The 13,944-nt window shown below is 64.7% G+C and carries 10 protein-coding genes and 1 pseudogene; 7 read left to right on the plus strand and 4 right to left on the minus strand.

The window, feature by feature from the left end; all coding sequences use genetic code 11:
* The first annotated feature begins 21 nt into the window (after positions 1-21).
* The 5 genes from VFG49_RS12190 to VFG49_RS12210 all read left to right on the plus strand — a co-directional run bounded on the left by VFG49_RS12190 (position 22) and on the right by VFG49_RS12210 (position 6,687).
* The gene (locus tag VFG49_RS12190) at positions 22-1,518 is read left to right on the plus strand and encodes an aminotransferase class III-fold pyridoxal phosphate-dependent enzyme (protein WP_324860849.1); all 1,497 of its coding nucleotides are present in this window, start codon (positions 22-24) and stop codon (positions 1,516-1,518) included.
* A 261-nt stretch (positions 1,519-1,779) separates the two neighbouring features.
* Positions 1,780-2,124 (plus strand): PsiF family protein, encoded by a 345-nt coding sequence (locus VFG49_RS12195; protein WP_343215350.1) that lies wholly within the window; start codon positions 1,780-1,782, stop codon positions 2,122-2,124.
* A 224-nt stretch (positions 2,125-2,348) separates the two neighbouring features.
* A complete protein-coding gene (gene upp / locus VFG49_RS12200) occupies positions 2,349-2,990 on the plus strand; it encodes a uracil phosphoribosyltransferase (RefSeq protein ID WP_324860851.1) in 642 nt (213 codons plus the stop codon).
* Between the two features lie 243 nt (positions 2,991-3,233).
* Positions 3,234-4,880 (plus strand): methyl-accepting chemotaxis protein, encoded by a 1,647-nt coding sequence (locus VFG49_RS12205; RefSeq protein ID WP_324860853.1) that lies wholly within the window; start codon positions 3,234-3,236, stop codon positions 4,878-4,880.
* Between the two features lie 13 nt (positions 4,881-4,893).
* Positions 4,894-6,687, plus strand: a complete 1,794-nt coding sequence (locus VFG49_RS12210; protein ID WP_324860855.1) for an EAL domain-containing protein — start codon at positions 4,894-4,896, stop codon at positions 6,685-6,687.
* A 7-nt stretch (positions 6,688-6,694) separates the two neighbouring features.
* Here the strand turns inward: VFG49_RS12210 and pip are convergent, their stop codons facing one another.
* A complete protein-coding gene (gene pip / locus VFG49_RS12215; protein WP_324860857.1) occupies positions 6,695-7,648 on the minus strand; it encodes a prolyl aminopeptidase in 954 nt (317 codons plus the stop codon).
* A 70-nt stretch (positions 7,649-7,718) separates the two neighbouring features.
* Positions 7,719-8,747 carry a YncE family protein gene (locus VFG49_RS12220; RefSeq protein ID WP_324860859.1) on the minus strand — a complete coding sequence of 343 codons (1,029 nt, stop codon included), beginning with the start codon at positions 8,745-8,747 and terminating at the stop codon, positions 7,719-7,721.
* A 126-nt stretch (positions 8,748-8,873) separates the two neighbouring features.
* Between VFG49_RS12220 and VFG49_RS12225 the strand changes: the two genes are divergently transcribed.
* Complete coding sequence (locus tag VFG49_RS12225) at positions 8,874-10,400, plus strand: dienelactone hydrolase family protein (protein ID WP_324860861.1); 1,527 nt, start codon at positions 8,874-8,876, stop codon at positions 10,398-10,400.
* Between the two features lie 6 nt (positions 10,401-10,406).
* On the opposite strand, the gene VFG49_RS12230 is transcribed toward VFG49_RS12225, so the two are convergent.
* Complete coding sequence (locus VFG49_RS12230; RefSeq protein WP_324860863.1) at positions 10,407-11,789, minus strand: FAD-binding oxidoreductase; 1,383 nt, start codon at positions 11,787-11,789, stop codon at positions 10,407-10,409.
* 121 nt (positions 11,790-11,910) lie between these two features.
* On the opposite strand from VFG49_RS12230, the gene serA reads away from it, so the two are divergent.
* Entirely contained in the window at positions 11,911-13,143 is a 1,233-nt protein-coding gene (serA, locus tag VFG49_RS12235; protein WP_324860869.1) for a phosphoglycerate dehydrogenase, read from the plus strand.
* Positions 13,144-13,307: 164 nt separating this feature from the next.
* On the opposite strand, the pseudogene VFG49_RS12240 reads toward serA, so the two are convergent.
* Positions 13,308-13,944, minus strand: a pseudogene (locus VFG49_RS12240) (hypothetical protein); the annotation flags it as partial.

A 13,944-nucleotide genomic window follows, 5' to 3' on the forward strand; every position in this document is an offset into this window, starting at 1 on the left:
CCGACCCTGAAGGAGGAATCCATGGGCGTGATTGATCAGCTGCGCGAACTGCGCGAATTCGGCGGCGCACCGCAGACCACCGGCCTCGATGACGCTGCCATCGAGCGCCTTGCCGCACGCCACCCCGAACTGGCTCAGGCGATCAGCGAAGCCGTCGCGCGCCATCGCGAACTGCGCGACGAACTGGGTGACTTCCTCAAGCTGGACGAAGCCGAACAGATGGCGAAGGCGCTGGAAGGCTTTGTCAATTTCTATCCGGACGACGCCATCAATCCGTACCTGCCCGCCGCGGCGCGCGGCCCCTGGGTGGTGAGCTTCAAGGGTGCCGTGATCCACGACAACGGTGGCTACGGCATGCTCGGCTTTGGCCATAACCATCCGGCGATCGACGCTGCGCTCGCGCGTGGGCAGGTGATGGCCAACGTGATGACGCCCAGCGTTTCGCAGATGCGCTTCACGCAGGCGCTCAACAGCGAACTGGGGCGTCATCGCGGCAGCAACCCATATACGCGCTACCTGTGCCTCAATTCCGGCTCCGAAGCGGTGGGCCTTGCCTGCCGCATCGCCGACGTCAACGCCAAGCTGATGACTGATGCCGGCGCACGCCATGCGGGTCGCCTCATCAAGCGCGTCGCGGTAAAGGGTGCTTTCCACGGCCGCACCGATCGCCCCGCGCTGTATTCCGATTCGACGCGCAAGACCTATCTGCAGCATCTGGCGAGCTATCGCAACGAAGACACGCTGCTGGTCGTACAGCCCTACGACATCGCGCAGCTCGAAGCCGTGTTCGCTGACGCGGACAAGAACGGCTGGTTCATCGAGGCGATGTTCCTGGAGCCGGTGATGGGCGAAGGCGATCCGGGCCGCGCAGTGACGCCGGAGTTCTACCAGAAGGCGCGCGCACTCACCGAAGCGCACGGCACGCTGCTGATGGTGGATTCCATCCAGGCAGGCCTGCGTGCGCATGGCGTGCTTTCGATGACCGACTACCCTGGCTTCGAGAAGCTCGCGCCGCCGGATATGGAAACCTTCTCCAAGGCGCTCAACGCGGGCCAGTATCCGCTTTCCGTGCTCGCCGTCAGCGAGCGCGTGGCCGATCTCTATCGCAAGGGCATCTACGGCAACACCATGACGGCGAACCCGCGCGCGCTGGATGTGGCGCTGGCCACGCTGGGCGAACTCACCGATGAAGTGCGCGCCAACATCCGCGAGCGCGGCAAGGAATTCGTCGACAAGCTCAACGCGCTGAAGAACGAACTCGGCGGCCTGATCACCAAGGTGCAGGGCACGGGCCTGCTGTTCTCCTGCGAACTCGCGCCGGAGTTCAAGTGCTACGGCGCCAACTCCATCGAGGAATACATGCGCGAGCGCGGCGTGGGCGTCATCCACGGCGGTACCAATTCGCTGCGCTTCACGCCACATTTCCTGGTGAGCAGCGACGAGGTGGATCTCGTGGTGTCGCACGTGCGCCAGGCCTTGCTCAACGGTCCGCGCAAGCTCAAGGCCGAAGCGGCCTGATCTTTTCAATGCAGGTCGCCAAGCGCCTGCATTACGGAAAATCCAAAGGCCACGTCCCGCAACGGGCGTGGCCTTTCGTTTGTGCGCTCTGCGGGCGGATAGCCCATGCCGGTGGATCGTCACGGCCATCCATGGAGAACATCGCGCGCACGTCTAGCTGAACAGCATGCCCGGCAAACCGGACGTGCCCTCCCCCGCGAGCGGCCGCCGGGCATAGACTTGCGCCGCCGGCGCTTGCCGGTCCTCCAGGAGGGTAACCGCATGTCCTCGCGTTTGAGCCTGATGGTGGCCAGCCTCGCGCTGGCTTTTGCTGCGTCCGCCGCCTTCGCCGGCCCCCAGGACGCCAGCACTGCACCCGCCAAGAACTCCCAACAGCAACGCATGACCGACTGCAACAAGCAGGCGACGGGCAAGACCGGTGATGAGCGCAAGGCGTTCATGAGCAGCTGCCTGAAGGGCGAAAGCCCGGCGCCCGCGAAGATGACCCAGCAGGAAAAGATGAAGTCCTGCAACGCCGATCCTCAGGCCAAGAGCCTCAAGGGTGATGCGCGCAAGCAATTCATGAGCACCTGCCTCAAGAGCGACGCCGCCCCGGCCGGGCACTGATTGCCCGCCAGCGTTGGCCTCAAGGTGCCGGCAATCCCGGCACCTTTTTTCTGCACGAAGGCTCCTTGCAGGAACGCGGCCATTGCACGATGGCCGTCTATCCGTCTCACCCGCGGGCTTGTTGCCGAATCCGGCGGACCCAGTTGAAGGCAACCCGTTGGCGCTTTTGTGCCTCGGGCACCGCTGGGCGACAATCGCGTCAGCTATCCATGCCAGGTTTCCCCATGAAGATCATCGAAGTCCGTCACCCGCTCATCCAGCACAAGCTCGGCCTGATGCGCCGTGCCGGCATCAGCACCAAGGAATTCCGCGAACTGGCCTCCGAGGTCGCCTCGCTACTCACCTACGAGGCCACCAAGGACCTGGAGACGATCGAGAAGTCCATCGATGGCTGGGCCGGTCCGCTCACGGTGCACCAGATCAAGGGCAAGAAGGTCACCATCGTGCCGATCCTGCGCGCCGGACTCGGCATGCTGCCCGGCGTGCTCGACATGATTCCCGCAGCAAAGGTGAGCGTGGTGGGCCTGCAACGTGACGAGGAAACGCTCAAGCCCATCGCCTACTACGAAAAGCTCACCGGACGCATGGACGAGCGCATCGCGATCATCGTCGACCCCATGCTCGCCACCGCCGGTACATTGGTGGCCACGGTGGACATGTTGAAGGCGGCCGGCTGCAAGCGCATCAAGGGCTTGTTCCTGGTGGCGGCGCCCGAAGGCCTCAAGCGCATCGAGGCCGCGCATCCGGACGTGGAAATCTATACGGCGGCGATCGACGATCATCTCAATGAGCACGGCTACATCCTGCCGGGCCTGGGCGATGCCGGCGACAAGATCTTCGGCACCAAGCAGCTGCCGGCGAACTGATTCAACAAACCCCGCAACAGCCGGAGGCCTCGCCCGATGCGAGGCCTTTTTGTTGGCCGACACAGTGAGATGTGCAGCACGAAAGTCATCGATCCGACATCTTCGAATGGCATGCTTTCCGCGCTTCAATGCATGCTCAAAATAAGCATAACAATTTGATTTAATACATTATTTTTATATTTTCCGCTAAAGTTGCGGCGCGGTGAGCCGACAGCCCTTGCAGTTCCCTCACCAAGACTCGCCATGTTGAACGTATCGAAGTGGATCCCCGAGCTGACCCTGCGCCAGCGCCTGCTGCTGCGCCTGGTATCGATCCTGGGTTTGCTTGCCGTGATGGGCGCCGCCGGAGCGCTGCAACTGCATCGCGCCGATACGCGTATCCAGGGTGTCGTACAGGGCTCGCTCAGCCCGGTGGCCGACGTGGGGCGCGTGCAGAACAACTACAACAGCAGCCTGCAGGCGCTTGTCCATGCGGTGCTTTCGCAACTGCCCTCCGCGGTGGACGACGCGCGCACCCGCATCCACGCCGATCGTGTCGATGCCGATCGTCATTGGAAGGCCTTGCTTGCCAGCGAACTGGCGCAGGAGCAGGCGCAGACGCTCAAGCTCACCGCTGTGCATCGCACCGAAGCGGACCGCACCATCGACGAGACGCTCACCCTGCTCGATGCAGGCCAATTCGACATCGGCGCGCTCAAGTTGAGCACGGAAGTACAGCCCGCGTACGAGCCACTGCAGAGCGACTTCGCCAATCTGTTCCAGTCCGCGCTGGCCAAGGGCAACTTGCAGGTGCAGACACAACGGCAGGCCGACCGCCAGGGCCTCATCGTGCTGGCGGTGCTGCTGGCGGCCGCCCTGCTCATCACCATCCTGCTGGATGCCGCGTTGATGCGCTCGCTGATGCGTCGCCTGCGCCTGGCAACGCAGGTGGCTGAGCGCATCGCGAGCGGTTCGCTGGGCGAGCCCATCGATGCCGGCTCCAACGACGAACTTGGCAAGCTGCTCCAGTCGCTCGCCGCCATGGACGGGCAGCTCACGCGCGTGCTGCTGCAGGTGCGCGCTAGCGCCGCCTCGGTGGATGATCGCGCGCGCCGACTGGCCCATGACAACGATGCGCTGAGCCAGCGCACGCAGATGCAGGCAGCCGGCCTTGAGCAGACCACCGCTTCCATGGCGCAGATGTCATCGTCGGCGAACGATGGCGCCTGCCACGCCCAGGGCGCCGCCGGTGCATCGCGCGATGCGCTCCATCATGTGGAACAAGGGCACCACGTCGCCAGCGAGGCGCTCGATTCCATGGAGGCGATACAGCAGGCCAGCCGCGGCATTGCCGATATCGTCGACCTCGTCGACAGCATTGCCTTCCAGACCAACCTGCTCTCGCTCAATGCCGCCATCGAGGCGGCGCACGCGGGCGAGCGCGGGCGCGGTTTCGCGGTCGTCGCCGGCGAGGTTCGCCAACTGGCAAAGCGCTGCGTGGAAGCAGGCCAGGATATTCGCCGGCTCATCACGCGCAGCTCCGATGCCGTGGAACTGGCGCGCGAACGCGTGGCCCGCTCGGGCGCCGCGTTTGAAGGCATCGTGCAGAGCATGAATCGCGTGTCGACGCTGGTTTCGCACATCTCCGATGCCGGCCAGGTACAGGTGGGCCGCATCGGCGAGGTCAATCGCACCATGACGGACATGGACGCGCTCACCCAGGCCAATGCCGGCCTGGTGGATGACATCAATGTCACCGGCCGCGCACTGACCCTCGATGCCAGGGCGCTGATGCGCCAGGTGGATTTCTTTCGTCTTCCGTCCGCCACCGACGATCTTTCCAGGCCTGCGCAGGACGCCCGGCCTTCGCCCGCACTGATGCCCGAGCCTCGGGCGGCCAAGGCCGCCTGATCACACGCAAAGCATGTCCGCCATCCTCGTCCACGATCATTCCCGCAAAGCCATGCTTGAGCGCGCACTCGCCGCCGGAAGCCTGTTGCCGGTCTTCCAGCCGGTCGTGCGCGTCGACACGCTGGAGGTCGTGGCCCATGAGGGGTTGAGCCGGTGCGCGTTCATGCCGGCAGACATCACCATCCTCGACTTGCTGGACCTGGCGCGCATGGAAGGCCGACTGGCCGATGTGGAGCTGCACGCGGCGCGTACCATCTGTCATGCGTTTGCCGCGCAGATGGACAGCGGGCGACTATTGGTGAACCTCAGCGCGCACGCCATCCTGCAGGATGCCATGCGGCCTGACGAGGTGTTGTTTGCACTCACTGCCAGCGGCCTGGACCCGGCACGCGTCACCATCGAGGTCACCGAACGTGACGTGGTGGAAGATCCCGCCCGCCTGGCCCATGCATTGGGTTATCTGCGCGCGCATGGCGTGCGCATCGCGCTGGACGATTTCGGCAACGGCCACTCGAATTTCGAGATGTGGAACGAGATCCATCCCGACGTGGTGAAGATCGATCGTTATCTCATCCACGGCATCTCGCGCAGCGCGGGGCGACTGGCGATCGTGCGTTCGCTTTGCCAGGTGGCAGAAACACTGGGCACCGACCTGGTAGGCGAAGGCGTGGAAGACCTTGCCGACCTGCGCGTGCTGCGCGACCTGGGCGTCCCGTTTGCGCAGGGTTTCCTGATCGGTCGCCCCGCGCCGGGCGTAGTATCGGAGGCCAGCGCGGAAGCCAAGCAGTTGCTTCGCACGCCGTCGGTGCCCGTCTTGCCTCGCCCGCGCGGCCCGGTGACGCAGCGACCCACACAGGTCGGCCATCTGCTGATGGAGGCGCCCGCCGTGCATTCGCGCCAGACCAACGAGGAGGTGATGGCGCTGTTCGTCGATCATCCCGAACTGCACGCTGTGGCGGTGGTGAACGACGGCCATCCGATCGGGCTGATCAACCGGCGCCTTGCCAACGAACGCATGGCCCAGCCGTTTGCACGCGAACTGCTGGCGCGCAAATCGTGCACGGCGCTGATGAATGCCGCGCCCCTGGTATGCGACGAACAGCGCAGCCTCGAAAGCCTTGCTGACGTGCTGCGAGGCGAGGACCAGCGCTACCTTGCCGACGGTTTCATCGTCACCAGTGGCGGACGCTACCGCGGATTGGGCACCGGCGAAGCCCTGGTGCGCCGCGTGAGCGAGTTGCGCATCGATGCCGCTCGGCACGCCAATCCGCTCACCTTCCTGCCCGGCAACATTCCCACCACGGAACATCTGGAGCGCCTGCTCGGCGGCTGTGAGCGCTTTGCCGTCGTGCATGTGGATCTGACCGACTTCAAGCCGTTCAACGACCACTATGGCTATGCGCGCGGCGACGAGATGATCCGCCTGCTGTCGAGCCTGCTCAGCGAGCACGTGGATCCGGCGCTCGATTTCGTCGGCCATATCGGCGGCGACGATTTCATCGTGCTGTTCCAGAGCCCGGACTGGGAAGCGCGTTGCGAACGCGCCGTGGCTGCGTTCAACCTGCGATCGCCGCACTTGTTCGATCCCGCCGACATCGCCCGTGGCGGCCTGCGCGGCCAGGATCGGCGCGGCGCCCCGCAGTTCTATCCGTTCACCACCGTGGTGATGGGTGCCGTGGCATTGTCACCACCGCTGCCCCTGCGCGCCCAGCCGATCACCAAGCTGGCCGCGCGCGCCAAGCGGCATGCGAAACGCATCGGTGTCGGCGTGCACGTGCTCGCGCGTGCAACCGCCGCCGACGCGTGACGCAAGATCAGCCGCGAAATCGATCGGTGGCCTGCACCAGCTCCGAAATATTGCCCGGCTCGAACGCCGAGTGGCCGGCATCCTGCACGATGCGCAGATCCGCCTCGGGCCATGCGCGGTGCAAGTCCCACGCACTGCGCATCGGACACACCACGTCGTAGCGCCCCTGCACGATCACGGCGGGGATATGGCGGATGCGCTCCACGTTGCGCAGCAGCTGGTCATCGTGCTCGAAGAAACCGCCGTGCACGAAGTAATGGCATTCGATGCGCGCGAACGCGAGCGCGAATTCGTCCTCGCCGCTGGACTCGATATGGCCGGGATCCTGCCACAGGTAGCTGGTGGCGCCTTCCCACACCGACCACGCACGCGCCGCGTTCACGCGTACCTGCGCGTCGCTGCTGGTGAGGCGACGGTAATAGGCGCTTATCAGGTCGCCGCGCTCTGCTTCCGGAATGGCGTGCAGGTACGGCTCCCACGCATCCGGATACAACGCATCGCAACCGTTCTGGTAGAACCATTCCAGTTCCCAGCGGCGCAGCATGAAGATGCCGCGCAGCACCAGCTCGGTGACCTGCTCCGGATGCGTCTGCGCATACGCAAGCGCCAGCGTCGAGCCCCACGAGCCACCGAACACTTGCCAGCGATCGATGCCCAGGTGCGTGCGGACACGTTCGATGTCGTTGACGAGATGCCAGGTGGTGTTGTCTTTCAGCTCCGCGTGCGGCGTGGATTTGCCGCAACCGCGCTGGTCGAACAGCACGATGCGATAGACCGCCGGATCGAAGAACCGACGGCACTTCGGGTTGGTGCCGCCGCCAGGACCGCCGTGCAGGAACACCACGGGCTTGCCGTGCGGATTGCCGCTCTGCTCGTAGTACAGCGTGTGCAGGTCCGACACCTGGAGCATGCCGCTATCGTAAGGCTCGATCTCGGGATACAGCGTGCGTGGCTGTGACATGCTCGGACTCCAGAACCAAAGGGGGACGACCGCAAAGGCTAGCACGATGCCTGAGCGGACGGCCTCAGGTTCAGGGCCTACCCACCGTAAGCACCGTGAAACTTCCGGGCACCACGGAGGGCCGCTTGCCCGGTGCCGTCGCGGCGCCCCACTGCGCGGCAGAGAGATACAGGCGATGCAGTTTCGGGTCCAGCGCCAGCGTACGTGCGCTCGGCTGGGTGGCGATGGTCGCCTCGACGCGGTAGTGGTCCGCATCCTCCTGCTGTACCGCCGTGATGTCGCCGCTCTCGCCATTGGAGCTGAACACCATCGACGCACCCTCATCGAACACGACAGCGTCCGGACCTTCGCCGATGGGCACGCTGGCAACCTGCTTGCCGCTCGTCGCATCGGTGATCGCCATCAGCCGGTTGTCGCAGACCGAGAACAGCCGATGATGCTTCTCGTCGATCGCCAGGCCACTGGGCGATTCGCACGAGCCCAGCGACCACGTCGCCACGACCGCGTTGGTGTGCACGTCGATCTTCGCCAGCTTCGCCGTGTCCTCCAGATTGACGTAGACCGAACCCGCACCATCGCTAACCGCGAATTCCGGCTTGCCGGGCAACGGCACCGTGGCCACGACAGCGTTGCTCTGCGTATCCAGGACGCTGAACGAATGACCTTTGCCGTTGAAGGTAAGCACATGCGTCGAAGCGGGATCGTAGACGATCGCATCCGGCTTCTCGCCAGTGCCGTGAAGGGTGTCGAGCACCTTCAGCGAATCGAGGTCGAACACCGTCACTGACGCATCCTGGCCGTTACTGGTGTATCCACGATGCAACGCTTCATCCAGCGCGATGCCGTGCACGCCCTGCGTGCCGGGTATGGTGGCGATGCGCTTGCCCCGGTCCACGTCCACGACCTCGACGCGATCACCCCGGCTCACGAACAGATGGCGACGGGCCGCATCGAAGCTGAGGTAATCCCAGCCTCCCTCGCCACCCAGCGCGAGGTGCGCCGTCACGCGATAGTCACTGGGCGCTGGCGAGGCGCCCACGCAGGGCGCAAGACAGGCAAACAGGGCGAGGCTCAAGAGGCGGCGCAGGGCGAAGGACATGATCGCGGCTCATGGATGGCAGATTCACCGCAGCATGAACGCAGGATCTTAGATCCACCTTAGCGCCATCCTTGCGGGTATCCGGCCGATACACTGGCGGTAGTCCGGCAACCGCGAAGGGATCTCATGCGTCGTTGGCTTTGTGTGCTGTGCTGCCTGGTGGCCGGCGTTGCCCACGCCGACGATACGTTGCCTTTTGCACCTGCCGATGGCCCTTGGCCCGTGGGCTTTCGCGTCGTCGAGCAGTACGACACATCGCGCAGCTATGGCGATGCGGGCGCCACGCCCCAGGGCCGTCCCATCCAGACCCTGACCTGGTATCCGGCCAAGGCCGATGGCACGGCAATGGTCTATGACGACTATCTGCAGCTGGCCCACCGCGCCGATCATTTCGACGATGCGCCCGCCTCTGCAGTCGCTGCATCGAACACGTTGCTGCGCGAATACACGTTGCTTGGCGCCTCGCCGCGGCAGCTATCACAGGCCGTGCAGACCACGGTCAGCGCAAGACGCGAGGCAACGCCGGCCGCGCAACGCTTCCCGGTCGTCATCTATGCCGCCAGTGACAGCTCCGCAGCCGCGGAGAACGAGCGCCTGTGCGAGTACCTTGCCAGCCACGGCTACGTGGTGATCGCCAGCCCTTCCTTCGGTGCGCGCACGCGCTACATGACGGACGGCCGCGACGCGGACAACCTGGAGAACACCGAGGCGCAGGCCGCGGATATCGGCTTCCTCATCGGCTATGCGCAGACGCTGTCGAATGCAGACACGGCACACCTGGGACTGCTGTCCTACAGCTGGGGCGGCGTGTCCGCCGTGTTCGCCGCCGCGCGCGACAGCCGCATCCACGCACTGGTTGAACTGGAAGGTTCCGTGCGCTACCAGCCCGCGCTATTGCGCCAGGCCGGATATGTCACGCCGGAACGTATCGCCGTCCCGATGCTCTATTTCGCCGATCGCGAGGACCCGATGGCTCCCGGCAAGGATGCGCTGCCCGACAGCCTGGTCCAGCGCCTGCACCAGGCCGATGTCTACGAAGTGACCATGCATACGCTTTCGCACGATGATTTCGCCAGCGACAACCTGCGGCTTGGCAGCATGGCGGATCATCGCGGCGTCACGCTGGCGCAGGTGCATGAGGGCTACGGCTGGATGGCGCGATACACGTTGGCGTTCCTGGACGCCACGTTGAAGTCCGATACCGCCGCCCGTCAGTTCCTCGACCAGTCGCCTGCGCGGAACGGCGTTCCGCCTGCGTTGCTCTCCATTTCGTCAAGGCATGCCGGCAAACCGGCGGCAACGCCGGAACGTTTCGCCACCGCACTGGCCGCGCATCCTGGCGATGACAGCGTACAGATCTATGCGGACTTCCACCGCCGCGGCCTGACCCTCGGCGAACCTCAGCTGTCGGCATGGGAAAGCACGCTGATGGATGACGGCAATGTGCCGCTGGCACTGTCGGTGGCCAAGCTGCACGTCGCGCTGTTTCCGCACGATGCCGAAGCATGGCTGCGTCTCGGCATGATCGACGAACTGGCCGATCTACCGGAGCAGGCGGTCTCGCATTACCAGCATGCGATCCAGCTCGATGCCCGGGTTCCGCTGGCCGCGCAGCGCATCAAGACACTGCGGGCTTCGCACGCGTCGCGGTGAGCAGGCTCAGGTGAACAGCTTGCCCGGATTGAGGATGCCCTTGGGATCGAACACCTGGCGGATGCCACGCATCAGTGCGATTTCGGCTTCGCTGCGCGTACTGCCGAGATACGCGAGCTTCACCAGGCCGATGCCGTGTTCGGCCGAGATGCTGCCGCCGTGGCGCTGCAACGTATCGGCCAGCAGCTTGGTGACGTGCTCGCACTGGGAAATGAAATCCGCATCGGAGAGACCGTCGGGACGCAGCACATTGATGTGCAGGTTGCCATCGCCGATGTGGCCGAACCACACCACGTCGAAATGCGGGTACTCGCGTCCCAGCAGCGCCTGGATTTCATGCAGGAACAACGGCAGCGCGCTGATGCGCAGCGAGATGTCGTTCTTGTAGGGGCGATGCGGCGCCAGGCTTTCGGTAATGCCTTCGCGCAGCTGCCACAGCGCCGCCGCCTGCGCCTCGCTCTGCGCCATCACACCATCGATGATCCAGCCGCGCGCCATGCCCTGCTCGAACGCCGCGAGCGCGGCATCCTGCGCCGCCTCGTCTGCATCGAACTCGGTAACGACGTAATAGGGATGATCACCATCGACCGCGCGCTGGGCGCCATGCACCAAAACATGCTTAAGCGCGACATCCGTAAAGAACTCAAAGGCCTGCAACGAAAGCCGCGAGCGAAACAGGGCAAACACTGCCATCAATGCGTCCATTGATGGCAACGCCAGCAACATGACCTGCGAAGGCGGCGGCGGGTCGGTGAGCCGCAAGGTTGCTTCGACCACCACGCCGAGCGTGCCTTCCGAACCGATCATGAGCTGCCGCACGTCATAGCCGCTGGAGTTCTTGATCAGTCCGCGGTTGAGCTGGAGCAGCTCGCCATTGCCGGCCACCACGGTGAGCCCGGCGATCCATTCACGCGTATTGCCGTAACGGATCACTCGGATGCCGCCGGCATTGGTGGCGATGTTGCCGCCGATGGAGCAGGAACCGCGCGCCGCGAAATCCACCGGATAGAGCAACCCATGTTCGCGTGCGGCGTCGTGCACCGCGTGCAAGGTTGCACCTGCCTGCACGCTGAGCGTGCGATCCACCGCGTCAAATGCCATCACGCGGTTCATGCGCTCCAGGCTCAGCACCAGCTCGCCACTGGCCGCTACGGCGCCGCCCGACAGCCCTGTACGGCCACCCGAAGGCACAATGGCCACGCCATAGGCATTGGCCCACCGCACGATGGCTTGTACTTCGTCCACCGAGGCTGGCAAGGCAACGGCCAACGGTCTGGGCGTCCAACGACGCGTCCAATCACGACCGTAATGCTCCAGGTCGGCCGGGTCGGTAAGCAGGCGAAGCGTGGGCAGGCGGTCGGCCAGCTCGGCCAGACGGGCGTCGGTCATGGACAGGTCCTTGGGATCAACGCCAGCCTGCCAGCGCCGAAGCGCAACGTCCAGTGTTGCGACGCCGCAAATCCGCCCCAAGGTCTGGCATAGTGGCGAGGTTCATCCTCTTGCCATGGCCATGAAGACTTCGTTCCCGAAACAAGACATCAAGGTGCTGCTGCTGGAAGGCGTCAGCCGCAGCGCCGTGGAAAGCTTCCACCGCGCCGGCTACAGCCAGATCGAATTCCACGAGAAAGCGTTGCCGGAAGCCCAGTTGAAGGCACGCATCGCCGACGCCCATATCGTGGGCATCCGCTCGCGCACCCACCTCTCCGACGACGTGCTTCAGCAGGCTAAACGGCTAATTGCCGTCGGCTGCTTCTGCATCGGCACCAACCAGGTGGACCTGGCCGCCGCCCGCCTCCAAGGCGTCCCGGTGTTCAACGCGCCCTATTCCAACACCCGCAGCGTGGCCGAATTGGTTATCGCTGAAACCATCATGCTGCTGCGCGGCATCCCGCAGAAGAACGCGCTGTGCCATCGCGGCGGCTGGACCAAGTCGGCGAGCGGCAGTTTCGAGGCGCGCGACAAGGTGCTGGGCATCGTGGGCTACGGCCACATCGGCACCCAGGTTGGCGTGCTGGCCGAGAGCCTAGGCATGCGCGTGATCTTCCACGACATCGAATCCAAGCTGTCGCTGGGCAACGCCCGCGCGGCCGCCGACCTCGATGATCTGCTCGAGCGCGCCGACGTGGTGACGCTGCACGTGCCGGAAACGCCTTCGACGAAGCTGATGATCGGCGAGCGGGAACTGTCGCGCATGCGCAAGGGTTCGGTGCTCATCAATGCCTCGCGAGGCACCGTGGTCGACATCGACGCATTGGCCGCATCGCTGCGCAGCGACCACCTGTCCGGTGCCGCCGTGGATGTGTTCCCGGTGGAGCCGAAGGGCAACGAAGACGCCTTCGTCTCGCCGCTGGTCGGCATGGACAACGTGATCCTTACCCCGCACATCGGTGGCAGCACGCTGGAAGCGCAGGACAACATCGGCATCGAAGTGGCAAGCAAGCTGGTGCGTTACAGCGACAACGGTTCCACGCTGTCGGCGGTGAACTTCCCCGAGGTTTCGCTGCCCGAGCATCCGCGCAGCCGCCGCCTGCTGCACATCCATCGCAACGTGCCAGGTGTGCTGTCGCGCATCAATGAATTGTTCTCGGCCGGCAACATCAACATCGATGCGCAGTTCCTGCAAACCGACAGCGAAGTGGGTTATGTGGTGATCGACGTGTCCGCCGACGAAAAGCAGTCCGCCCAGCTAAGAGACCGGCTTGCCGCGATCCCCGGCACGCTGCGCAGCCGCGTGCTCTATTGAGAGATGGCTGCTCGAAGTGTCTGCGGCACATCCTCAAAGGGGGCTGGCTCCCATGGCGCGTCTTTCCTGCGAAGGCAGGAGGCGCTTTCGCGGGGATGACGCACGATAGATAGCGCCTCAGCGCCACTGATTGCGCAACCCTTCCATGGCTGGTGCGGAAGCCATCACTCCGGGTTTGCCCCACCAGACCTCAGCGCGACGGACGGCACGCGAACGCGCAACGCAAGCAGCGACAGCCCCACCAGCACGGCAAACCCGCTGGCCACCAAAGGCACCTGCGTCACCTGGTCACCGTTGACGCTGAAAGACGCGGTGAGCGGGCCGAACGCGCTGCCCAGGAGCTGGGCCGCCGGCACCAGCAAGGCCACCCTGCCCAGCGGGTCCACGTCGAACGCGAGGCGCACGTGGAACGGCATCAGGAATAGCCATCCAAAACCGAACAGGCCACAAATCACCGCAAAGGCGGCTAACTGTCCGACCGGCAGGCCATGCATGGCCAGGCCAATCGCAACGAACAGCAACACACCGATCGCCAGCGTGGTCGGGGCCCGCCACCAGCGCACCGCTGCCGACGCAAAGCTACCGCCAACCAGTTGCATCAGCAGCACCAGAGAAACCAGCGTCTGCGCATTGCTGGCCGTCAAACCTGCCGCCTGCCCCAGCGGATCGAGATACGCCCATAACGTGCCCACCGCGCACATCTGCGCAAACGGGACGAGCAAGGCGAACAGACCGCGCAGCGACACTACCGACGGTTTCACCGCTTCGGCATGCAGTCCCAACCGCCATGGAATCCGGTGC

This window comes from Dyella sp., from assembly GCF_035685885.1.
Lineage (GTDB): Bacteria > Pseudomonadota > Gammaproteobacteria > Xanthomonadales > Rhodanobacteraceae > Dyella.